We start from the raw sequence: 23486 nt of genomic DNA, 5'->3' as shown, positions 1-23486 counted from the left end.
AATTGGACGTTTCGTAATTTGTAAAAGTGCTATCTTTATTCATAGACATTTCAGTTATCTGAAAGGTATGGGACTTTTGATAGGAAATACTGCTGTTCTAAAGGCACATGTTTTTCTTTACAGAAAAGCAATTTTCTGTAAAGTTAAAAAAGCCCTCCCTATCCAACTGGATAAGAAGGGCGAATCAGCGCGGTACCACCTTCGTTATACATAGTATCTATGCATATCTCTTCTCCGTAACGTGGAGTGCCGGGAAAACTTATGCCATTCTGGGATTCTTTATGAGATTCCGTTTGCAGGCTTTCTGGGTCTTCCGGTTCGAAAGCTACCTTCCATCTGTCGTATTCAGACAACCTTTCAGCCGATGAGCCGTCCTCTCTTAGAACCGTACCGATGTACTCCTCTTTCTCATTACCTTTATCTCTAGGCATTATATTAAATTTGCCAGGCACTTTTGTCAAGGGTGAGTTTTTTATTCTTCAAAATTCTTTATAATTCCTTTCGAAATGCCATAAAAATCCATTCTCATTGCCTGTATCCTATGTTATAATAAACGAAAACGAGAAAAATTTATACTGTAATGACAAAGGGAGAGTTTTTATGTCTATGCTAAATTTAAAAGAACTGGATTCTATGCATTTAAGCGTTCTAGCTGAAATTGGCAACATCGGTTCCGGTAATGCTGCTACTGCACTGGCAGGCCTCTTAAATACACCGGTAGATATTGAAGTGCCAAATATCTGCCTGATGGATTATACCAAAGCTGCAGATTATCTTGGTGGGGCAGATAAAACTGCTATTGGTATGACTGTAAATGTAAAAGGTGATATGAATGGTGTTATGCTTCAGATTGTGGAGAAAGAATTTGCCAGCCGGCTTATCAACACCTTTTATAAAAAAAATGTCGCTTCCATTGATTCACTGGATGATATGGATTTATCCGTATTGCGCGAAATGGCAAACATCACAACTGCTGCTTATGTAAATTCTATTGCAAAAATGACAAATACCTTTATTGATATTGAACCACCGCAGAACCATCTTGGTACCATTGGTGAAATTCTGGCTGTCCCGGAAAAAGAATTTACAAAACTGGATTATCAGGTTCTCTTTATTGATGAACGGTTAAGTTTTGCCCATACCCAGATTAAAAGTGCCATGATTCTGATTCTTGAAATAGACTCTATGAAAGTGCTTTTTGAAGGACTTGGTATCGATTTATAACATTGTAAAAGACAAAAAAGGACGTTCCCGTCTGGAATAATTTCCATTCAGGAACGTTCTTTTTCTCTACTCTTCTTCTTTGTCCTCATCTGCAATTGCCGCTGCGGCCCCGGATACTGCGGCTACTACCGCTATTACAGCTACAATTATTACAAATAAGATTAAAATTCCAAGGAAAATCAGAAGTCCACCCTCTGTCATCTTATTACCTCCTCCTTGTGCCAGATATCTATAGTATACTACGATTCTGTATTATCGTCTATAAATTCTATCATATGACGAATATCCTGCATCTCGCAGTCCATTTCTGTAATTACATCTGCAACATGCTTTAATTTATCTGCTATTTCTTCTGAATTATTAATATGTTTCTTATAGCGAAGCTTGTGCTCAAGACTCGCCCAGAAATCCATGGCAATGGTCCGGAGCTGCACCTCCACTTTCATATGGCGCTTCTCGTTCGATAAAAATATCGGCACATCTACAATCAGATGCAGACTACGGTATCCGTTATCCTTCGGATGTGCAATATAATCTTTCTTCTCTACCAGAATGATATCATCCTGCTGCAGCAGCAAATCTGCCATCGTATAAATATCTTCCTGAAAAGAACAGATGACACGCACTCCCGCAATATCAAACATATTCTCCTCAATTGCTTTCATGGAAAATCCAATATTCTTCCGTTTGATTTTTTCAATAATACTTGCCGGTTTCTTCAGTCTTGTTTTTATGGACTCAATCGGATTCCTGTTATATTGTGTGGAAAACTGCTCATTTAATACCTTAAACTTTGTTTCCACTTCCATCATGGCACACCGGTAATACATCATCAAATCCCCAAAGGGTTTCATCTCACTTAAAAAATCCTCCGGATGTGCCTCGTCTTTTATTCTGCTAAAATCTAATGGATTCATCTTTTACTTTCCTCATAAGTTTATTTTTCTTACTTTTCTATCATATCAGAAAATACCCGAAACAACTATTAATTTTTTCTAAAGTTATCGCAGCGCTTACCAAAGTCTGGCAGAAAAGAAGTTCGCTCAAACAAACCTGGCTCCTTCTTTTCTGCTAGATTTTTTCTCGCTACTTGCGTAACAAAGAATGTGCCTTGGCACATTCTCGCGCCTGCGGCGGTCGCTTGCGACATCTACCTTATACGCCGCAGTGTGCATCCTCGCGGAGCGTTTTTTACTTTACAGGAAAGCAATTTCCTGTAAAGTAAAAAAACAGCAGTGTCCATGTTTTCTTCAACATATTTAAGACACTGCTGTTTTATCTGCCTTATCGGTAGCTTTGCTTTATAGATGACTAAGGGTTACATTTTGTTATCCGTTTTTAGTTTTTCTGCCCTAAAGTTACGGTTACCGTCTGTTCCTGATACTGTCCATCTGTCTGACGTTCAAATACAACTTCTACAGAATCACCTGCTGCACAATACTTAATCGCATCATTTAATTCTGTTGTAGATGAAACCTTGCTTCCATCAAAGGATGTGATAATATCTCCTGCCTGTAAGCCTGCCTGCTCTGCCGGTGAACCTTCCTTTACCTGATAGAGATATATTCCTTCCGGCATATTATAGGTCTGTGCAACGGCGGAGGATACATCTACACCTGAGATTCCAAGATATGCGGAACGGGATTCATCCACCTGTTCCCGGTTGATTAATTTTTCAATAATCGGAGACGCTGTATTAATCGGGATAGCATAGCCCATACCTTCTACACTGGTATCAGAATATTTTACAGAACTGATACCGATTACTTCACCCTTGGCATTCAGTAATGCGCCACCACTATTACCAGGGTTAATAGCCGCATCAGTCTGTATCAGTTCATTGGTGGTGGTAGAACCGTCATCATTTTCTACGGACACCTCTCGGTTCAATGCACTGATAACACCGGTTGTAACAGACTGCCCATAACCTAACGCATTTCCGATTGCGACTGCTGCCTGACCTACACTTAAGTCATCAGAATTGCCAAGGGTTGCAACCTTAATGGTACTTAAGGTGTCTGCGCTGATATCGGAAATCGGAACTGCAACGACTGCTAAGTCACTTCCTGCATCTGTTCCTTTTACTTCTGCGGCTACTGTGCTGTCATCTGAGAACTGCACGGTAATACTTTGGGCACCGGATACCACATGATTATTCGTTGCTACATAGATGTACTGGTCATCCTGGCTTACTATGATTCCGGAACCACAGCTTTCCTGTGGCTGTGATGCAGTATATCCATACCAGGTGCTTACCTGTTTTTCACTCATATTCGTAATTGCAACAATAGATGGCATTACATTATCTGCAATATCTGAGACATCCGTCAAATCGGTTACTGCTTTGGATGAAGTATTTGCTGCCTTAACGGTATCTCCGCTGCTGCTCTTATTCAGGGAAGCCTCTGTCTTAGCAGATTCAGAGTTGCTCCACTTCGTTCCAAGCAGCTGATTTGTTCCCGCAAATACGCTTCCTGAAATCAATCCAAAGACTAATGCAATAGCTGCACATTTTGCAAGTTTTACACCAAATCCGCCTTTGTCATGCTCCTTCTTTACTTTTTCCTTACGCTTTTTCTTCGGCTGGGTCTGACCATACGGCTGTGTTCCCTGATTATAATAGGCATTTCCCTGTCCATACTGGGTTCCCTGACTATAATAGGCATTTTCCTGTCCATACTGGGTTCCCTGACTGTAGCCCTGTGAAGTATTTCCGTTCACCTGACTGCTCCATGAAGTATTTGTTCCGTCTCCTGTCTGCTGGTTCGTCTGATTATATGAATAAGGAGAGCTGGAGTTAAAATTGTTGTTATAATTGTTTTCCATAAAGATTACTCCTTTCATCTCTTTGTTACTTTCTGATTATGATAATATCCATAAATTGTGTCAGTTCTGTGTTTATTTATTGAGAAAAATATGTTTCTTTTATGTTTAATTTGTAAAAAGCTCTGCAAAAGAGGATATATTTTACATTAGAATTTTTTCTATAAAAAAGGACATTTTATTTTCACACCGAAATACCACCGTTCTTAATATTTCGTTTTGCTTTTTGCTATAAAAACAGTCTTTCCAATGTTTGACATAGATAGCTCCACCGTTCGTCGAAGTACGGATGCCTGATAAGGACTGTTAGGGGCACTTAGGATTTCGTCTGGCACCCGGCAACGCTGGCACAGGACGTGCCAGCGAGGCGCATCTGAACATGGATGTGAATATGCGCCGGTTGCCAGATGAATTAAACTTTATCCGAAATCCTTAGTGCCCCTTGCAGGCATTATGTGGCATCCGTATTCAACGGACGGTGGAGCTATCTTAAGTCAAAGCAACGGAAAGACAGTTTACAAGCAAGCAAAACGAAATTTTAGAACGGCTGGCATTTTAGTGTGCACAAAATAAAATGTCCTTTCATAGAAATAGAATTCTAAGTAAAACCACATCTTCTTTTCCAATTGCTCTATAAATTACTCAACCGTAACAGATTTTGCAAGATTCCTTGGTTTATCCACATCACAGCCCTTTCCAACTGCTACATAATAACTGAACAGCTGTAACGGAATAATTGCCAGTGAATTGGCAAAATATGCATTGGTCTGTGGAATATAGATGACATAGTCTGCAGTCTTCTCAATCTCAGTATTACCTTCATTGGTGACTGCCATGACAAATGCACCTCTGGTTCTCACTTCTACAATGTTGCTGATGGTCTTTTTCAGCAGTGCATCCTGTGTTGCCACTGCAACGACCGGTGTACCATCTTCAATCAGGGAAATGGTTCCGTGCTTTAACTCACCTGCTGCATATGCCTCAGAATGAATATAGGAAATCTCCTTTAATTTTAAAGAGCCTTCCATGGAAATCGCATAATCAATTCCTCTTCCGATAAAGAAAATATCCTTTGCTACAATAAAGCGGTTGGCAAATTTCTGGATCTTCTCTTTATGGCTCAGTAACATTTCTACCTGATCCGGCAGCTTCTTAAGGTCACGAAGCATTTCTCCTACTTCTGCTTCTGAAACTTTACCACGAACCTGTGCAAATTTAATTGCCAGAAGATATTGTGCTACAAGCTGTGCACTGTATGCCTTTGTAGTTGCAACTGCAATTTCCGGTCCAGCCCAGGTATACATTACTTTATCTGCCTCTCTTGCAATGGAGCTTCCAACTACGTTTACAATACCAAGAGTCTTAATGCCACGCTCTTTTGCCATACGGAGTGCAGCCAGGGAATCTGCGGTCTCTCCAGACTGACTGATAATAATGACAAGGGCTCCATCCTCTAAAATCGGATTCCGGTAGCGGAACTCGGATGCCACATCTACATCTACCGGAATTCTTGCCATTCCTTCGAAAATATACTTACTGGTAAATCCGGTATGATAAGCAGAACCGCAGGCAACAATGTGAATTCTGCTGATATTTCTGATTTCTTCGTCACTCATGCCAAGCTCGTCGATGACAATTCTGCCATCCTTGATACGTGGACTGATGGTATCTCTTATGGTCTTTGGCTGTTCATTCATTTCTTTTAACATGAAATGCTCATAGCCGCCTTTTTCAGCTGCATGAATATCCCACTCGATATGTCTGCATTCTTTTTCGATAGATTCCCCGTCAACATTAAAGAATTCTATTTTTTCTTCGGACAGGCGGGCAATTTCTTCATTTTCAATAAAATATACATCTCTGGTATATTTTAAAATTGCCGGGACATCTGACGCAATCAGATTCTCCCCCTCACCTCTTCCTACAATCAGAGGACTGTCCTTACGGACTGCATAGATAACATCCGGATTCTCTGCAAAGATAATTCCCAGTGCATAAGAACCTTCCACACGATGCATGACCTTGGTAATAGTCTCCAACGGATCCCCGGTATAGTAATAATCCAGCAGCTGGGCCACAACCTCAGTGTCCGTGTCTGACTGGAACTTATAGCCTTTTTCTGATAACTTTTTCTTTAATTTCATATAGTTTTCAATGATACCATTGTGTACCACAGCAATCGTACCGGCTTCATTGAAATGTGGATGCGCATTGATATCACTCGGTGCACCATGGGTTGCCCAGCGTGTGTGACCGATTCCAACCGTTCCCGGCAAGGTAGCACCCTCATGGGTCAGCTCAGATAATACCTTTAATCTTCCGGTCGCCTTAGCCATGTTAATCTTCTTCCCATCAAAGATTGCCATACCTGCCGAATCATAACCACGGTACTCCAGTTTTGAAAGTCCATCCAACAAAATTGGAGCAGCCTGTTTCTTCCCTATATACCCAACAATTCCGCACATAATTCTTCCTCCTGCTTTTCTTTTACATTTTATTCTAATTGCTGTTATTTCATCCTGTCTTTTATAGAACTGTCTTTATAGTCCTTTTGACATTATATAAGATAAACCAAGGATTATCCAGTCCTTTTTTGAAATCTATATCAGCGCATGAACATAATAAAAACTTGCTGCAGATATCAATATGAAAAACATATAAATTCCACCGTATAACATACGATTTACTTTTTGTGGTATCTTTTCAAGTACCAAAGTCAGTCCTGTCGTGACAAAATAAAGAAACGGAATCAGCATCGGCATCAGATACCGCCCCTGTGGCTGATAGTCACTATAAAAAGAATAATAAGTACTCAATCCGCATGGAATTACCATGCATATCAGAAATGTGATATGCAGCAGTCTGTCTGACGAAAATATTTTTCTTTTCCACCCACCTGCCAGATAGCCAATGATTCCAGCAAGAAAAAGTATTCCAATCCCCAGATAGCCCCTGCCCATCAGACTCCAGTCGCAGGTCCTTAATATTCCAATAAAGCTGATCAGTGATGTTCTCAGCCAGCCGGAAGTAAATAACATCTGGTACCATGACCAGCCCTGATGATATGGCGTCGGCCGTTCTGACGGACGGAATCCCGGCTGTGCATACATTTCCCCATATTTATCCGTTGTTCGAAGTCCAAGGAAATCACCATCATATAATATTGCACTCCGGATAAACCACCAGCCAGCTAAAAGTATTGCTACAATAGCAATTACTGCTGCCATCCTGAACATCCGATGCATGTCAGTTCTTTTTCCTTCACCTTCTATTTGCCTTTCCTTCCAGTAGGAAATAAAGAAAAACGGTATACTCATCAAAAGATAACCGTAGGCATTATAATAAGATAATGCACATAACCCTATTCCAGTTCCTAATAGGATACAGCTTTTCCAGTCCCAGTGTCTGTCCCTGCCCCTAAGCCAGGCATAAATAATCCATGCAATTGTAAATAATGCAAAGGAATCATTATTCAGATAACTTCCAAGATACATTACCTGGGGCAGCAGGGTTCCAGACATTACGAACAAAAATCTGCTTCTATTGGTTTGAAATAAGTACTCTCCTATCTGAAACATCAAATATGCCATTCCGGTTATGGAAAGTACACTGGTGAATCTGACTGCCACATACAGCCAATACGCATTTGTGGTAAATAAAAAAGCTATTTTCAAAAAAACTCCGCTTATCATATATGACAGAATCGGAGTAAATCCATATGATATTCCCCAGATTGGATTTCTTAGCGCCGGGTCCGTTCCATCAGGAAGCTTTCCATGGGACGCTATATAATTACAGATATCATATTTCATTGCTTCATCCGGCCCGCTTCCGGAAGTAGTTGCCATACTCCAAATTGTCAACGCCAGAAATAAACATATTAAATACCCTCTTTTCAGAGTCTGATTTGTCTTTTCCATTCTCATTTCCTTTTCATTATTAATTTCTTCTTCATGATGAATCGTTGGTATTATACTCCTGAAAACTTATCCAGACAACTAAGAGTTCTCTTACTATTTTCTTAAGACTTTCTTTACCCTATTGATTTTACAAAAACATACGTTATCATAATAAAGAATCAAGAAGTAATAGTTTATGAAAGGAGCCAATGTTATGAAACTATCCATTGTAATACCAGTGTATTTTAACCATGATAACCTTCTTCCACTTTACAATGATCTGCGGGAAAAGGTTTTATGTAAACTAGATTGTGACTATGAAATTCTCATGGTTGATGATGGTTCCAAAGATAAATCCTATGATGTCATCTGCGAGCTTGCCCGCCTGGATACACATATTATCCCATTAAAATTATCCCGTAATTTTGGTGAACATGCTGCCATTCTTGCAGGACTCTCCCGCTGCAGTGGCGATTGTGCTGTCCGCAAAGCTGCAGACTTACAGGAACCATCCGAATTAATCTTAAGTATGTTAGAAAAATACAGGGATGGTAATAAGGTAGTACTTGCTACCCGTGCTGACCGTGAAGAACCTCTTACACAGAAAGCTGTTTCTTCCCTTTATGCCTATATTATGAAGGAGGTTGCACTTCCCACCATGCCCAAAGGTGGATTTGACAGTTTTCTGATTGACCGCCAAATCATTGACCTGCTGGTCGCAATGAAGGAAAAAAATACCTCTCTTATGGGACAGGTCCTGTGGAGTGGCTTTCAGACTGCAACTGTTCCTTATATCCGGAAAAAAAGAACCATCGGACATTCCCGATGGACTCTTCACAAAAAAATAAAACTTGCCACGGATTCCCTGATAGGATTCTCCAGCTTTCCGATTACCATGGTCACTGCAGCCGGTGCCGGAGTATTTCTCTTTGCACTCATTCTGTTCTTTATTACAATTTACCGGAAAATGACCGGAATTATAACTGCAGAAGGCTATACCTCATTATTAATCGTACTTTTAATGGGTATGGGAATTATTATGCTTTCCATCGGTATTATTGGTTCCTACATCTGGCGTATTTATGATGCCACCAGAAACCGTCCACCATTCATTATTGATGAACCGATGACACCAAAGACCTCCATGGCAGACACACAAACTGCCTTACCTAAAACTGAAAATAAATAAACGGACTGCCCTTCACATAAGCCAGACCAAGGATAAGGCCTATCTCAACAAAGAAAATCACAAGAGACCAGAAATGATTTAAATCCATAACCGGATAAAAACCATTGACGGTCTTTTCTTTTTTCTTTGCTGCCCTGAGATATGCAGCCACTGTTGCAATGCAAAGAATAATAATTGCTGCAATAGCAAAGCTGTACGGATGTGTAATGCCCGCCCGGAAGCCAAATAACTGTTCTAATACCAGCCATGCCTTCGGCACATTTTCTGCCCGGAAGAATATCCAGCAGATGCAGACAAAAATGTCCGTTCCGAGGATGGATAAGGTATCCACCAGAACATTTTTCTTTCTCTCCTGCCCTTTCTGATATCCAGCCAGTTTCCGGAAGCCCTTATGGATACAAAGAGCCAGTCCATGAAGACCCCCCCACAATACAAAGCTCCATTCTGCACCGTGCCAGAGTCCCCCTAAAAGCATCGTTATCATCAGGTTTACATAAGTACGAATACGTCCCTTGCGGTTACCACCCAGCGGAATATAAAGATACTGCATCAGCCAGCTTGAAAGGCTGATATGCCACCGTTTCCAGAACTCACTGACATTATGGGATATATATGGAAGGTTAAAGTTCACCGGTAATTCATAGCCCATACATTTTGCACAGCCGATTGCCATATCCGAATAACCGGAAAAATCCATATAAATCTGAATGGCATAGGCTGCTACTGCCAGTGCAACCGTTCCGGAACCAAATATCTGCGGACTACGATATACTTCATCCACAAATACAGAAATATTGTCCGCCAGTACCACTTTTTTAAACATACCAAATTCAAATATCTGTATTCCACTTTCCAGTCCCGCAAGTGTAACCTTCCGGTTCTCCTTAAGCTGTGGCAGAAACTCCGATGCTTTTACAATCGGTCCCGCTACAAGCTGTGGAAAAAAACTTAAGTACAACGCAAACTGCAAAAAGCTTTTTTCTTTTTCTATCTTCCCGGTATAGACATCAATGGTATAGCTCAATGCCTGAAAGGTATAAAAGGAAATTCCTACCGGAAGAATCAGATTCAGCACTCCCGGTGTCAGATGAAACACATCACAAAAGGAAGTCACAAAGAAATCATAATATTTAAAAATTCCAAGGACCGCCAAAGGCGTGCCTACTCCAATCAGAAGAGAAATCTGGCTCTGCCGCAGATGCTTTTCATCTTTTTTTACCGCAGTAAAAAAGGAAATCCATGTAATTCCCATTAAAAGCAGGCAAAGCCGCATATTCCACCAGCCATAAAAAACATAACTGGCTATCAGAAGGATTCCCTGGCATATGATGCGGCGCTTTATTTCCGCAAAAGGCAGCACCCTCTGTACAAGAAGTAAAAGAAGAAGCACTACAAGAAAAAACAGTAAAAAGCTTACACTTGCAAAACTCATCTCTGCTCCTCCTCTCCGATTGCATCATAAATGCACTGTGCCAGAAGCTCATGTCCATATGCATTAAGATGCCCATAGCCAACTGTTGTATTATCAAATCCACTGGCTACGATATGCTCTTTCACATAGGCTTCCTCTACGGAATCTGTCATGTCCGCAAAAATAATATTATATTTTCCACATAATTCTGCAAAAGTATCTCTGGTGTCCACACTTGCAGAGCATTCATAACTACCATCCTCTGTCAATGTCATATCCGGAATATAATAAATCACCGCCTGAACATCTGCTTCTTCCGCTGTCCTGCTGATATAGGCAAGCAGTTCCTCCGTGGCCGCATAGGTGTCATCACCAAATACATCATATCCTGCATTTTCCGTAATCGTTACATCTGCTTCGCCATTGTTCTGGCTCTGCAGATTCTTATACTGCTGATACAATAGCTTGATATAAGGATTCTTTTCTAATACTTCCAGTGCCGGTATTCCGCTTCCCGCTGTCAGCTCAGGCATTTCATGGTTCAATGCCTGCGCAGCTTCTACCGGATTCATTGCCAGTGTTCCGGTCTCTAACGCAACATATTCAGCAGGCCGATAAACCTTAAGGGCATTTTCCAAATTACTGATATTACGGTAAATGGTATGGGCTGACATTCCCACGTTGTATACATACCGGTTGCTTCCATCTTCGGCGTATTTCTCATTTAGCAAATAAGATACACAATCATCCTCGTTGACATACAGTCCTTCCGTCTGGGAAGAACCCATCATTAAAATAGCAGTCTTTCTTCCATCCGCCGGATAACTGTTGTTATAACCACTGTCATCTGTAGTTCCCATGGCAAAACCTTCCGTTCCTCTCGCCCAGAACGTATCTTCCTGTCTTACATAGCTGGTCACTCCATTTCCACATGGTTCATGTACCGGAGGGTTGTAATAAAATACGCAAAAAAGCGCCAGAATTGCAAATGCTGTAATTCCAGCTCCTATTACCTTTCCGATAAAGCAGAATATTGTTTTTCCTGTAGTATTCCCTTTTTCCGATGTTCTTCCCGCCATGGAGAACCTCCTGTCATGATATAAGAAACAACTTTTCCGAATTCGTTTTCCGTCTCTTTTTCGTCTCTTCCTTATTTCCTGCGAAAGAAAAGCTGTCCTATTCCAGACAGCTTTTCCTATGAATATTTTTATTTATCTTTCTTTACTGTGTCTGGGTATCCGCCTCTGTGTCCTCTGCCGTAAACGGATTTGTATCCCTTACTGTATCCGAAGCAGTCTTTCCAGTCTCATTGATTACGGATTTACTGATATTCTTTACGGTCTGTGTTGTCTCATAATCTTCTACATCAAATAAATACTGATGCAGTAAATTTACATTAGTTTCCAGATCTGTAGGAACTACTACATCGCCAAGCTTTCCTCCCATACGCTCTGTCGTAAGCTGGAATGGCCAGCCCTGTGTATCTGCCAGTTCGTAGTCTTTGATGCCTGCTGCCAGTCCCAATATTTCAGAACTGCTAAGACTTGTGGAAATATCCGGGAATAATTTATCAATCACCTTATTTAATGTAGGAAGACTGGCTGCTTTTGCCTTCTCGACTATTTTACTGATAACGGTTCTCTGACGCTCAGTACGGCCGTAGTCATCACCACCGCTGTAACGGTCACGGCAATAAGCCAATGCCTGGATTCCGTTCACTGTCTGAAGTCCAGGTCCGGAAACTGCTGTTCCATTGGTTCCCATTACCTCATTCATCTCATTGATATATATTTTCATGGTTTCTGCTTCTTTGGAACTAATATCAAGTTCAATTCCACCCAGTGCATCTACCACTTCCATAACTGCATTAAAGTCCACAGCTACATACTCTTTAATATCCAGATCAAGATTCTTATTCAATGCTGCAACTGCACCGGTCGGACCGCCTTTTGCATATGCTGCATTGAGTTTTCTTAAATCGTCATCATCATCTACTGCCAGGAAAGAATCACGGTAAACCGATATCAGTCTTACTTCCTTCGTATCATTATTAATACTTGCGATCATGATACAGTCACTGTTTCCGGACTCATATTTACCGGTACTGCGGTTATCAATACCAAATAATGCAATGTTCGTATAACCATCTAACAATTCCTGGGTTTTGGCATCAATATTAATATTCAGCTTATCTTCATCCAAATCACCGGTATTATTGAGTTTATTTAATTTAATAATTACAAATAATGCTGCCAGAAGAATTAAGATAACCAGTACTTCTACTATAAAAAGCATCAATTTTCTCTTTCTTCTCTGACGTCTGGTCATTTTCTTTCTTTTACGGTTTCTATTATTACTACTTGTACTCATAAGTCATCTCCATTATCTTATTTTCCTGATGTTAAACAGTTTTTATTCATTTTTCAAAACAATTGAAATTAATATATAACAAAACACTTTTTGTGTCAATATTATCCATGATAGCTTAAGATCCGTTTCAGAAAAATTAAGCGATTCTTAATCATTACACCCACGCTGTTATGGGAAAAATCGGATACATTCTTTTCATGCCTCCGGTAAAGAATCAATGGTTCCTTTAAAAATACCGTGCGGTGATATTTCAAATCACATTTCACACCAATCCACTGATCATGCATGGTAACATCCTTCGGAATCGGAAGTACTGCATCCAATACCTCTTTCCGAAATGCCATGCAGCAGCCCATATAGGTATTCTTAATCATATTTTTAATCGCACCTCTTCCACTGTGGCGGTAAACAAAAAAGGACGGCATCAGTGTCTCTTTGCATGCAGCATCTGTCACTCTGGCATCATGAACCACAACCATGGCTTTCTTCCTCCGGAATACTTCCATGACTTTCTCTACTTTATCCGGCATCCAGACATCATCCTGGTCTGCAAGAAAAATATAATCGCCCCGGCACGCCCTAAGTCCTGCTTCCACATTGGCAATAACGCCTTCACCCGGTCCTTCCATAACACGGATTCTGGCATCCTGTTCCTGATAGGACTTAAGGATTTCCCTCGTAGTATCCAGTGAACCATCATCCGATACCACCAGTTCATCACCCAGTCCGATATTTTTAAGTATGCTGTCTATCTGTTCTCTGATATAGGTTTCTCCGTTATAGGTTACTACTAAGACCGATATCATTCTCTCTCTTCCTCTCCTGTAAGAAACAGTGTTTCATACTGCTGTACAATTGCTTCCCAGCTATACCATTTCTTCATTCTGTCCTTCGCTTTCCGGCCAAGCTCCTCCCGCTCTGCTTCATCCATAGTATCCGCCTTCTGAATCAGTGTGGCAAGATTTCCGTTTTCCTTATTCCAGTACAGTGCGGCATCTTCTCCCACTTCTTTATTAAAGCCCACATCTAAAAGCAGGTTCAGTTTTGTGGTGCTGAGTGCCTCAAGGAGGGATGGATTGGTTCCTCCCACCTCATGTCCATGGAAGTATCCATACGCAAAGCTGCGGATTTCTGCTAATAAGGCTGCATCATAAACCGTTCCCACAAATTTAATCCTCTTATCCTTTAAAAATCCGGTTTTTTCTTTTAAACTTTCATAAAAAGCATTTTCTTCCACATTTGTAATAATTACAAGATCTTTTGTGGAATCAGATGCCATAAATTCCCGAATCATTGTCTCGTAATTATTTTCCGGAACAAATCTCCCGACGATAAGATAATAATTTTCTTTTCTGATATCAAACTTCTGATACCATACAAGTAAATTCTCTGTTGGTTCACCTGCTTTATAAGATAGTGTTCCATATGCGATAAATGTGGTCTTCGGCTGATATTTATGATATTCATCCCTGATATACTGTTCAATATTCTTTGAATCACAGACTAATAAATCTGCGTGCTTTACCATTCCCTTTTCCGAATATTTCCAGTATTTACGAATCCATTTATTCCATTTTGCCCGCATAAATTCATGTCCATCCGGGTTTACATAAAGTGTACCAGACAACCGGTGCAGCTGCCTTTTAAAGTGCCCCACAAATGGTCCGATTCTGCATGCCAGCACATAGACAACAGCATCCTCTATCTTTTCTTTTTTAATTTTCTGAATGCAGTAACGAAATGCTGCCAAATCATAATACACGGCTCTCGCTGGTCCGATATCCGGCACCTTCACCCGGAAGCATTTCGCATTATGATAAGTAAATTCTTCATTATGGTCAGACATGCACGCCACATGGTACTGAATGTCTTCACTGACTGCCTGTCCGGTCAGATTCTCTACAAATGTCTCGAACCCGCCGTAAGCCGCCGGAATTCCTTTACTGCCTATAATAAATACATGTTTCATTTTCTATCCCTTATAAACTGCTGTAAGTTTTGCATCCAGCATAATCTGATATCCCGCTTTTTTCAGACGTCCGGCAAAATCTATTGCTCTCTCTAACGGTTCTTTATCCAGAGCAATTCCGCCAGCCTTAAGATATGCTTCTTTCTTTATGATACACTGTTCCAACGGAACGGCGCTGACATTCTGCGGAAGCACTGCCCGGTTGAAATATCCCTTGAAGCAGACCGGAAGTTTTTCAAAAAGGTATCCCATCTTTCCATCCGGTAATACGCCAATGCCTGCCGAAACTAACTTCCGGTGCTTTTTAAACCGGACACCTGTCAGTCCCACTTTATTTAAGCAGGCATATTGTGCCAGTTCTTTTCGTTCTCTCTCCCCAAGCAATCTGGTGCGACGGCTGTCATAAATGAAAAGATATTCCCTTGTGCTGTTTTCTACCAATTCATTTAAAGCATCTTTTTCCTTTATTTCTGCAAGATTAATAAGCTCCGGCTCCGGAACTTCCTGTTCATAAATCACTTCATAAGAATTATGCCCCTGGGCTTCTTTAATCTCTGCCGGGATTTTCCGCCTCTGCACGTAAGCTTCCAATGCCCGTTTTCCCGCATCATAGGCATAATCCTTGGACAGGGAACTGCCTGCCGTGGAACCACTGTGTATTCTCCAATGATAAAGAATCTTTCGAATATGATAAATGGCATCCGTCTGCTCCGTCAGGCGGAGCACCAGTTCATAGTCCTGGGCACCATCATAGCAGGGATTGAAATCCCCCACCTTCTCTAACATGGTCTTCTTTACTACCAGAAAATGGCAGATATAATTATAATGCATCAGCAATTCCGGATTATAATCCGTCTTAAAATGTGGCCGGCTGTGTATCCCGGATTCTGCATCAATTTTATCTTCATCGGAATAAATCACCTGTGCATCCGGATGGGCATTTAACATCCGCACCACTTCATAAAGGGCATTGGCAGCCAGCACATCATCATGGTCCAATAATCCGATATATTCACCGATTGCCATCGCAACTGCCTCATTGGTATTCTCTGAAATCCCACCATTTTCCAACAGTCTGCGGTAACGTATTCTTGCATCCTCTTTATAATTTTCTGCAAGAAAACGTTCGATTTTATCGGTAGGGCTTCCATCTGCAAGACACAGTTCCCAGTTTTCATAGGACTGTCCCAGCATGCCCTCTATCAGTTCCCGTAAGAAGCACTCCGGTGTCTCATATAATGGTACTACAACAGAAACCAGCGGCATATGTTCAAACAACGTATTCCGCTGCACCTTCCATTCTTCTTTTGTCACCATATAATTCTGCCAGTTTTTCGTATATTCATGGTCTATGGGCTCATATTTTGTTTCCATTACTTTAATCGCCAGTCCCCGGAGTCCATGCTTGCGTATCATTCCAACTGCATATGCAGCCTTTTTCGTTAATCCCATTGCTTACTTCGATCCTTTTCCTGTTACAACAACCTGAATGGTCTTAAACAAGATTTTAATATCCAATGCCAGTGACCAGTTTGTAATATAGTAGGTATCCAGCTGTACCACTTCTTCAAAATCCGTAATGTCACTTCTTCCACTGACCTGCCACATTCCGGTAAGCCCCGGCTTAATTCCGAGTCTTGCCCGGTGCCTTGCCTCATATCCGGCAAATTCTTCCTCCGTCGGCGGTCTTGTGCCTACCAGACTCATATCCCCTTTTAAAATATTCCAGAACTGTGGCAGTTCATCAATGGAAAACTTCCGCATGAACCTGCCAACCGGAAATACTCTCGGATCATCTTCCATCTTAAACATCAGCCCTGACATCTCATTCTGCCCCATCAGCTCTTTTTTCTGTTCTTCTGCATTTACATTCATGGAACGGAATTTATAAAAGCGGAATTTCCTGCCATTTTTTCCCACACGAATCTGAGAAAAGAAAATCGGTCCCGGTGACTGCTTCTTAATAATCGGTGCAAAAATAATGGTAGCAATACCGGCAATCACCAATCCCACAAAACCGCCTACAATGTCCATCAGACGTTTAAAAAACAACTGACGTGGTGTTGCAATACACATACTGGAAGTTAAAACCATATAATTTCCACACTGCTCGATTACTTTATTCGGCATCAGCTTGGAAGCATGTACCAGATTAAAATGCACTGTAACGCCCATCTCCAGCAGATCATCTGCCAGTGCCTGGCTGCTGGCTATCGTATTGCCATTGATAAACACTTCATCTACCACATTATTTTTTACATATTCAAAGAAATCATCTGCATTTGCTACCACCGGAATGCCCCGGATAATTTCTCCCTTGCGCATTGCATCCACTACAACAACTCCGTGCACGGCAAATTCCCGATATGGCAGATTTTCAAATTCCTTAAGACAGCTCTCCACCAGTTCATCTGTCGTTACCACTATCATGGCAGACAGATTTCTGTCATTCATCATCTTTTTCTTAATAAAATTCTTAAGCCCGGAACGACCGACAAATTCAAAAATCATAGACAGTCCCCAAAACATCAGGAAAATCTGTCTGGAAAAGTCAGACTGTCTGGTCCAGTATCCATATACCATCATTCCAGCAACAATGATTGTTGTATGAATAACAACATGCTTAAATTCCTGCGTATTCTTTCTCCGCAGAATGCTCTTATAGGATTCGCCGAAAAATACCACGCAGATATCAATCAAAATAAGGACTACCGCTAATCGCTGATATTCCTCATTTAAAAACTCATTTTTTCTTCCAAAACGCATAAAATAGGATAAGGCATATGCAAGTTCCAGACAGATAATATCCAGAATCGTAAAGTCAAGATGCTTCATCCAGCTTTTTCGTTCTTTTTTATACATAATCTATTCCCTCTTATGCAATACAAGCCATCTTTTTAGGAATATTATACCAGTCCTACCCTGTCAGGTACAACCGAATTCTTTCTTAATTTTCTGTGAAAAAAGTATGTTCTTCTGTCAAATGCTGTTTCTGTGAATATACAGCCAGCTTTCCGAATAGTCTTTCCGTTCTTTCTCACTCATCTTCCCATATTTCTCATAAGGAATCTTTGCCAGAACCATCTTTTCATTTCCACATTTAAAACATTCCACTTCATTTCTTCTTGAAACCGTCCGTATCCAGCCACATTTCGGACAAATATAAACTTTCATCATGTGTAACTCTACCTCCCTGTTACTTGTTTTTCTCTATACTCAGTTACAAAGTTACCACTTTCTTACAAATTCTGCAATGCCTTAGTGCTTTTGTCCCAGGGAATAATCTGTCCGGTAACGGGTCAGTCCGGGATGATAATAGGGATCTCCCTGCTTTAAAATATCAATCCAGCGGGTTCTCATATATTCAATCTCTTCCTGAAAACGGCGTACTTTCTCCTCTGTATCCTCCTGTCCTCTGGACTTTGATTCATAATGGTACGCTTCTACGGATGGTTCATATATAATAAGATAACCCTTCTTCCGGATTTTAAGACACAAATCCACATCATTAAATGCTACTGATAAAGCTTCGCAGAATCCGTCCACCTCACGGAACACCTTTGCCGGCACCATAAGAAATGCTGCTGTTGCTGCACTTAAATTCTGCCGCAGGCTGGCTCTATACATATACCCACTATCGTTGCGTACCTGTCCTACACACATATTGGCTGCAATTCCTCTGGCATGTCCACCGATGCCTATGACAATTCCGGCATGCTGTATCGTATCATCCGGGTAATAAAGCTTTGCTCCCACTGCTCCGGTATTTTCTTTTCCACACAGGGTAAGCATCCGTTCCATGTAATCCTTTGTTATAATCTCAATATCATTGTTTAAGAACAAAAGATATTCACCCTTTGCATAGGATGCTCCATAGTTATTAATGGCTGAATAATTAAAAGTACCCGGTATTTCAGGTTTCCATTCTACCACGCGGATATCCGGATACTGCATCTGCAGTTCTTTATAATAATCAAAGATTTCTTCGCTTTTACTGTTATTTTCTATAATGATAATCTCATAATTCCGGTAGCTGCCCTGCCGAATGGATGTGATGCATTTTTCCAAAGAAGCTTTTTCGTCTTTATTCGGTATCAGAATAGATACCAGTGGCTGCTTCCTTTCGTGACTACCCGCTGCCATAGAGGCATGTTCTACTCTCGGTGCATGCTCCGCCTTTGTATGATAAAGCACTTTGGGAATATGGATGATACTATCGGACTGCTTTGCCGCCCGGCAGATCAGTTCTTCTATTGCAGGATTTCCGTCACTTTCTTCCAAAGTCTGCAGGAATACCGTTTTTCTGATGCAGCATAAATGTCTGATATAACAGTAGTTTTCCAGATAATCCGGGCTGAAGTCCGGCTTTAAAAGAGGCTCTGCTGTCTCTGTTGTCTTTGATTCATCCGAACATCTGACATCTTCATCCGTATAAATCAAATCCGGCTTTCCGATTTCTTCCCAGTGAATTCCTGACTGCTTTGTCTCTTTTGGAAAAGCAATGGCATGGGCAAGCTCATAGAAAGCATCCGGTTCTAAGGTGTCACCCGCCTCAATAAGAGCTGCGTATTCCCCGGAAAGTTCTATTTCTTTTCCGGTACAGAGCTTATTGATACAGGTTACATTCCAGTTGGTATAGCTCTGCTGCTCTAACATAGCCAATACATCTTCTCTATTTTCTCCCATATAAACACAACTGATAAGCGGTCGGTAGGACCACTTATCAGATTCTTTTGTCTGTATCTTAAGTTGTGCTTCTGTTACCTTATGGCCTGCTGCATATTCCGCATAGGAAATCTGCTCCGGTTCTCCTTTTTCTTTCAGGCGGATGAAGAATTCCTTTAAACCATAATTTTTTAAATATCGGAAACCTTTTCTGAGGTTATAAAGGCTCAGTTTCATCTTGTCTCCTTTTTTCACTGCTCTAATCTCACTGCGCTAATCTCGTCGTTCTAATCAGGCAGCTTTATTTTCTAAAATTAATCTCTGTCATAAATATCTCTGGTATATACCTTGTCCTGCACATCTTCTAAGTCTGCACTGTTACGGTTGGATACAATAACATCGGACATCTTCTTGAACTCGTCTAAGTCACGGATTACTTTGGAATTATAGAAGCTGTCATCCTTTAAGGTCGGCTCATAAATGACTACTTCAATGCCCTTTGCTTTCAGACGTTTCATAACGCCCTGAATAGAAGACTGGCGGAAGTTATCGGAATTGGTCTTCATGGTCAGACGATAAATACCTACTACAGAGGGATTTCTGTCTAAAATCTGCTGTGCAATGAAATCTTTTCTTGTGGTATTGGCCGCAACGATTGCTCCGATAATATTATTTGGAACGTCCGCATAATTTGCCAGTAACTGCTTGGTATCCTTTGGCAGGCAGTATCCGCCATATCCGAAGGACGGATTGTTATAATAGTTACCGATTCGCGGGTCTAAGCCTACGCCTTCGATAATCTGTCTGGTATTTAATCCTCTTACCTCTGCATAGGTATCCAGCTCATTAAAATAGGAAACACGCAGTGCAAGATAAGTATTTGCAAATAATTTGATTGCTTCTGCCTCGGTGAGGTGTGCTAATAATACCGGAATATCCTCTTTGATAGCACCCTGTTTTAATAAGCCCGCGAACTCTTCTGCCTTTGCCCTTAAGCTTTCATCCTCTTTCGGATATCCCACTACGATACGGGATGGATAGAGGTTATCATATAATGCTCTTCCTTCTCTTAAGAATTCCGGAGAGAAGATGATATTTTTGCTGCCAAACTGCGCTCTTACTTTTTCGGTATAGCCAACCGGAACTGTAGATTTGATAACCATAATTGCATCCGGTGCATATTCCATAACCAGCTTGATTACGGCTTCTACGGATGATGTATCAAAGTAATTCTTCTTCTCATCATAGTTGGTCGGAGTGGAAATGATAATAAAATCTGCTCCTTCATATGCTGCCTTTGCATCTGTGGTAGCCCGCAGATTCAATGGTTTCTCTGCTAAATATTCTTCAATCTCCTTATCGACGATTGGAGATTTCTTATGATTAATCAGATCGACCTTCTCTTCAACAATGTCGACTGCCCATACCTCATTATTCTGTGCTAATAAAATGGAATTTGACAATCCCACATAACCGGTTCCTGCTACTGCAATTTTCATGTGTATCCTCCTTATTTTTCATTGTGTTTCAATTTTCCAAATATCATGCGTACTTCTTCACGCACCAGTTCATCCCCTAAGATTAAAAGCATAATGCCATAGGTTACTACTCCAATGATAATCATCAGTAACATATAAATCAAATAACTGCTGAAAGTTACCTTCTGAAACAGCACATATGCAATGACCATCGGAACGGATGCGATGACATATTTCCAGACACCCTGCATCATTCCCTTAAACGGTATCATCTTATGTCCTAAGATAATGCAGATTAACATTACCATTGCCTCTGCCAATACGGTAGCAATTGCTGCTCCATCGTAGCTTAATACCGGAATCAGCAGGTAGTTAATGATAAGGTTACTGATTGCACCACCCAAGGTTGCCCAGAAAATAATCTTCTCTTTCTTCTTTGGCATAAATATCTGATATGCAATAAAGCCGTTAATCGGCGAGAAGAACAAATTGATGGCAAGAATTCTCGATGTTGTAACACTCGGGAAAAACTCGCTGTAATTCTTACCGGATATCAGATGAATGACTTCCGGCGAAATCAAAAGCATACCCACCATACATGGTACAATTAACATCATCATAAAACGGAATGCCTGTTTTAACAGCCGGTCAAAGTTATCCTTCTGGTCATTTTCAAGATAATATGCCATCCGGGGCATGATAACCGTACTCAGAGATTTAATCAGCGTACACAAAACCTGATTCATCTTCGATGCCGTTGTATAGATTCCCGCATCCTTATCTCCCTTCATCCATCCCAACATTGTAATATCGGAATTGAGATAAATAACAGATGCAATCGAAACGCCAAACATATATACCATCGGTTTCATATGAACCTTGATATCAGCCCAATGGACTCTTGTTTCAAATAAATGGATGTAATGTCTGCTGTGAATAAAATTCAGCACACCGGAGCCAACGGTAGATACCGCAGTCAATACCACATACCATGCCACATCACCTTCATTCCGCACCAGCACAAATAGCATTACAAGTGCTACCACCTGGAAAATAACGGAACGAATCGTAATATATTCATACTCTTCCAACAGTTCATAAAGCCATTCCATACCAAGGGTGGTAAATAGAATCGTAGAACTGCTGATTAACAGCAGCATTTCATAGCCGTCAAACTTCGGCAGGAACAACGCACCTGCAAATCCGATATAAGCAAGCACCGTAAATACCAGATTGATGAAAAACATTTCCGAAGCAAATTTATTTAATTTTGCTTTATCATCACGGATTTTTGCGCCCTCTGTAATGGCATAATTATTGACACCAAAGGATGCTATCAGCTGAAAATAGCTGACAATGGATGCTACATAGGCAGCCCGTCCTACTCCGGCAGAATTCAGTACCCGCGTTGCATACGGATAGGTAATCAGTGGGAATAATATCGTCATCAAAACCCGAATCAGATTCATTATAAAGTTAAATTTGATTGATTTTACTTCTTTCACAATATGTCCTCGCTGTTACTTCTGCATTACCTCTAAATGTTCCAAGAGAATTCCAAGCGATTTAATCTGATTCTCCAGATTAAAGATTTCTTTTTTACGCTCGGTCTTATAAATATAATCCGTAGAGATATCCTCAAGATGAAGAATTCTTACCTCCGGACAGTATACCATCGGTATTCCCGCTTCTTTACATCTTAAATATAAAAGTTCTTCTTCCCGAAACATAAAGGTATCCGGCACGAATGCATCTTTATATTTTGTAAGATAAATCGGCGAGAAAATCAGACAGCAGCCATGCAGTACCAGCTCATCCTGATATTCCAAGGAGCCTTCTGTGCAGTCTTCATGTTTCTTTAATTCCGGCATGACATGAATCTTTCCAAGGAAGATGCGAAGCAGCAGCTTTGCTCTGTCCCAAAGATTCCAAAGTGGATAAATGGAAGAGGTAATGTGTTTTAATCTCGTCTCATATACATGGCGTTCTTTTTTCAAACCCTCAATGGATGCAATTTCATAATACATGGCATTTTCCCTGCCATCCTTTAATTCAATATGCGGTCCCATTACTGCAAACTGATGGGCTTCATAGGCTGCCTCCACCAGCTGTGCAAAGTTATCCTGCAATAAAATCACATCATTATTCATCACACAGATAAAATCACAGTGCAGCTCTTCTCTTGCATATACATAACCAAGATTGTTGCCTTTGGCAAAGCCGAGATTTTCCTTACTCAAAAGAACACTTACATGCTCTGTATCTTTATAGCACTCTGCTAAATCTTTGCCGGTTCCGTTGCCGGATGCATTATCTACTACCACAATTTCATAATCGGCCTGTGCCATTTTCTCCTGAATTGCCGCAATACACTTCTTCGTCATATCAAGAGTGCAATAATGCAATACCACAAAGCCAAATTTTTTCTTCTCACTCATCTTTGATTCCATCCATTCCA

19 protein-coding genes are annotated in these 23486 nt (G+C 40.8%); 2 read left to right on the top strand and 17 right to left on the bottom strand.

Features of this window, described 5'->3' with window-relative positions; genetic code table 11:
- Positions 1–600 precede the first annotated feature (600 nt).
- Positions 601–1224, top strand: a complete 624-nt coding sequence (locus tag DV740_RS12545; protein ID WP_117840517.1) for a chemotaxis protein CheC — start codon at positions 601–603, stop codon at positions 1222–1224.
- A gap of 66 nt (positions 1225–1290) precedes the next feature.
- On the opposite strand, the gene DV740_RS15230 is transcribed toward DV740_RS12545, so the two are convergent.
- The 5 genes from DV740_RS15230 to DV740_RS12525 form a co-directional block, all read right to left on the bottom strand.
- Positions 1291–1425 (bottom strand): hypothetical protein, encoded by a 135-nt coding sequence (locus DV740_RS15230; RefSeq protein ID WP_022244432.1) that lies wholly within the window; start codon positions 1423–1425, stop codon positions 1291–1293.
- Between the two features lie 38 nt (positions 1426–1463).
- Positions 1464–2141, bottom strand: coding sequence for a GTP pyrophosphokinase (locus DV740_RS12540; RefSeq protein WP_117840515.1), 678 nt, complete (start codon positions 2139–2141; stop codon positions 1464–1466).
- A gap of 421 nt (positions 2142–2562) precedes the next feature.
- On the bottom strand, positions 2563–4050 hold the full coding sequence (locus DV740_RS12535; protein WP_118088239.1) for a S1C family serine protease: 1488 nt from the start codon (positions 4048–4050) through the stop codon (positions 2563–2565).
- A gap of 635 nt (positions 4051–4685) precedes the next feature.
- Positions 4686–6512 (bottom strand): glutamine--fructose-6-phosphate transaminase (isomerizing), encoded by a 1827-nt coding sequence (gene glmS / locus DV740_RS12530; RefSeq protein WP_118088238.1) that lies wholly within the window; start codon positions 6510–6512, stop codon positions 4686–4688.
- A 135-nt stretch (positions 6513–6647) separates the two neighbouring features.
- Positions 6648–7967, bottom strand: a complete 1320-nt coding sequence (locus tag DV740_RS12525) for an ArnT family glycosyltransferase (protein WP_117840508.1) — start codon at positions 7965–7967, stop codon at positions 6648–6650.
- 193 nt (positions 7968–8160) lie between these two features.
- On the opposite strand from DV740_RS12525, the gene DV740_RS12520 reads away from it, so the two are divergent.
- Entirely contained in the window at positions 8161–9135 is a 975-nt protein-coding gene (locus DV740_RS12520; RefSeq protein ID WP_117697452.1) for a glycosyltransferase family 2 protein, read from the top strand.
- On the opposite strand, the gene DV740_RS12515 is transcribed toward DV740_RS12520, so the two are convergent.
- From DV740_RS12515 to DV740_RS12460, 12 genes are all read right to left on the bottom strand, one after another.
- Positions 9116–10567: an MBOAT family O-acyltransferase gene (locus DV740_RS12515; protein WP_118088237.1), complete on the bottom strand. Its 1452-nt coding sequence runs from the start codon at positions 10565–10567 to the stop codon at positions 9116–9118. The genes DV740_RS12520 and DV740_RS12515 overlap by 20 nt on opposite strands.
- Positions 10564–11625, bottom strand: coding sequence for an SGNH/GDSL hydrolase family protein (locus tag DV740_RS12510; protein ID WP_118088236.1), 1062 nt, complete (start codon positions 11623–11625; stop codon positions 10564–10566). The genes DV740_RS12515 and DV740_RS12510 overlap by 4 nt, the downstream gene beginning before the upstream one ends.
- Before the next feature lie 142 nt (positions 11626–11767).
- A complete protein-coding gene (locus DV740_RS12505; RefSeq protein ID WP_118088235.1) occupies positions 11768–12916 on the bottom strand; it encodes an LCP family protein in 1149 nt (382 codons plus the stop codon).
- A gap of 101 nt (positions 12917–13017) precedes the next feature.
- Positions 13018–13722 carry a glycosyltransferase family 2 protein gene (locus DV740_RS12500; protein WP_118088234.1) on the bottom strand — a complete coding sequence of 235 codons (705 nt, stop codon included), beginning with the start codon at positions 13720–13722 and terminating at the stop codon, positions 13018–13020.
- Positions 13719–14885: a beta 1-4 rhamnosyltransferase Cps2T gene (cps2T, locus tag DV740_RS12495; protein WP_118088233.1), complete on the bottom strand. Its 1167-nt coding sequence runs from the start codon at positions 14883–14885 to the stop codon at positions 13719–13721. Before cps2T ends, DV740_RS12500 begins: the two co-directional genes overlap by 4 nt.
- A gap of 3 nt (positions 14886–14888) precedes the next feature.
- Positions 14889–16337, bottom strand: coding sequence for a glycosyltransferase family 2 protein (locus tag DV740_RS12490; protein WP_118088232.1), 1449 nt, complete (start codon positions 16335–16337; stop codon positions 14889–14891).
- 3 nt (positions 16338–16340) lie between these two features.
- The gene (locus DV740_RS12485) at positions 16341–17747 is read right to left on the bottom strand and encodes a sugar transferase (RefSeq protein WP_117840496.1); all 1407 of its coding nucleotides are present in this window, start codon (positions 17745–17747) and stop codon (positions 16341–16343) included.
- Positions 17748–17864: 117 nt separating this feature from the next.
- Complete coding sequence (locus tag DV740_RS12480) at positions 17865–18062, bottom strand: hypothetical protein (RefSeq protein ID WP_022244445.1); 198 nt, start codon at positions 18060–18062, stop codon at positions 17865–17867.
- 81 nt (positions 18063–18143) lie between these two features.
- Positions 18144–19787 carry a glycosyltransferase family 2 protein gene (locus DV740_RS12475; RefSeq protein ID WP_118088231.1) on the bottom strand — a complete coding sequence of 548 codons (1644 nt, stop codon included), beginning with the start codon at positions 19785–19787 and terminating at the stop codon, positions 18144–18146.
- A 77-nt stretch (positions 19788–19864) separates the two neighbouring features.
- Entirely contained in the window at positions 19865–21049 is a 1185-nt protein-coding gene (locus DV740_RS12470) for a nucleotide sugar dehydrogenase (RefSeq protein WP_022244447.1), read from the bottom strand.
- A gap of 11 nt (positions 21050–21060) precedes the next feature.
- Positions 21061–22533, bottom strand: coding sequence for a flippase (locus tag DV740_RS12465; protein ID WP_022244448.1), 1473 nt, complete (start codon positions 22531–22533; stop codon positions 21061–21063).
- Positions 22534–22548: 15 nt separating this feature from the next.
- Complete coding sequence (locus DV740_RS12460; protein WP_158561572.1) at positions 22549–23466, bottom strand: glycosyltransferase family 2 protein; 918 nt, start codon at positions 23464–23466, stop codon at positions 22549–22551.
- Between the last annotated feature and the right edge of the window lie 20 nt (positions 23467–23486).

The sequence above is a fragment of the Roseburia sp. AF02-12 genome (assembly GCF_003461765.1).
GTDB lineage: Bacteria > Bacillota > Clostridia > Lachnospirales > Lachnospiraceae > Roseburia_C > Roseburia_C amylophila.
This window is presented reverse-complemented; position numbering and strand designations above follow the sequence as displayed.

Coding starts and splice junctions, on each gene's coding strand:
- DV740_RS12475 (WP_118088231.1), bottom strand. CDS start 19,787: ATGAAACTGAGCCTTTATAACCTCAGAAAAGGTTTCCGATATTTAAAA.
- DV740_RS12500 (WP_118088234.1), bottom strand. CDS start 13,722: ATGATATCGGTCTTAGTAGTAACCTATAACGGAGAAACCTATATCAGA.
- DV740_RS12485 (WP_117840496.1), bottom strand. CDS start 17,747: ATGTATAAAAAAGAACGAAAAAGCTGGATGAAGCATCTTGACTTTACG.
- DV740_RS12525 (WP_117840508.1), bottom strand. CDS start 7,967: ATGGAAAAGACAAATCAGACTCTGAAAAGAGGGTATTTAATATGTTTA.
- DV740_RS15230 (WP_022244432.1), bottom strand. CDS start 1,425: ATGACAGAGGGTGGACTTCTGATTTTCCTTGGAATTTTAATCTTATTT.
- DV740_RS12535 (WP_118088239.1), bottom strand. CDS start 4,050: ATGGAAAACAATTATAACAACAATTTTAACTCCAGCTCTCCTTATTCA.
- DV740_RS12545 (WP_117840517.1), top strand. CDS start 601: ATGTCTATGCTAAATTTAAAAGAACTGGATTCTATGCATTTAAGCGTT.
- cps2T (WP_118088233.1), bottom strand. CDS start 14,885: ATGAAACATGTATTTATTATAGGCAGTAAAGGAATTCCGGCGGCTTAC.
- DV740_RS12490 (WP_118088232.1), bottom strand. CDS start 16,337: ATGGGATTAACGAAAAAGGCTGCATATGCAGTTGGAATGATACGCAAG.
- DV740_RS12480 (WP_022244445.1), bottom strand. CDS start 18,062: ATGATGAAAGTTTATATTTGTCCGAAATGTGGCTGGATACGGACGGTT.
- DV740_RS12540 (WP_117840515.1), bottom strand. CDS start 2,141: ATGAATCCATTAGATTTTAGCAGAATAAAAGACGAGGCACATCCGGAG.
- glmS (WP_118088238.1), bottom strand. CDS start 6,512: ATGTGCGGAATTGTTGGGTATATAGGGAAGAAACAGGCTGCTCCAATT.
- DV740_RS12460 (WP_158561572.1), bottom strand. CDS start 23,466: ATGAGTGAGAAGAAAAAATTTGGCTTTGTGGTATTGCATTATTGCACT.
- DV740_RS12505 (WP_118088235.1), bottom strand. CDS start 12,916: ATGAGTACAAGTAGTAATAATAGAAACCGTAAAAGAAAGAAAATGACC.
- DV740_RS12470 (WP_022244447.1), bottom strand. CDS start 21,049: ATGAAAATTGCAGTAGCAGGAACCGGTTATGTGGGATTGTCAAATTCC.
- DV740_RS12520 (WP_117697452.1), top strand. CDS start 8,161: ATGAAACTATCCATTGTAATACCAGTGTATTTTAACCATGATAACCTT.
- DV740_RS12515 (WP_118088237.1), bottom strand. CDS start 10,567: ATGAGTTTTGCAAGTGTAAGCTTTTTACTGTTTTTTCTTGTAGTGCTT.
- DV740_RS12510 (WP_118088236.1), bottom strand. CDS start 11,625: ATGGCGGGAAGAACATCGGAAAAAGGGAATACTACAGGAAAAACAATA.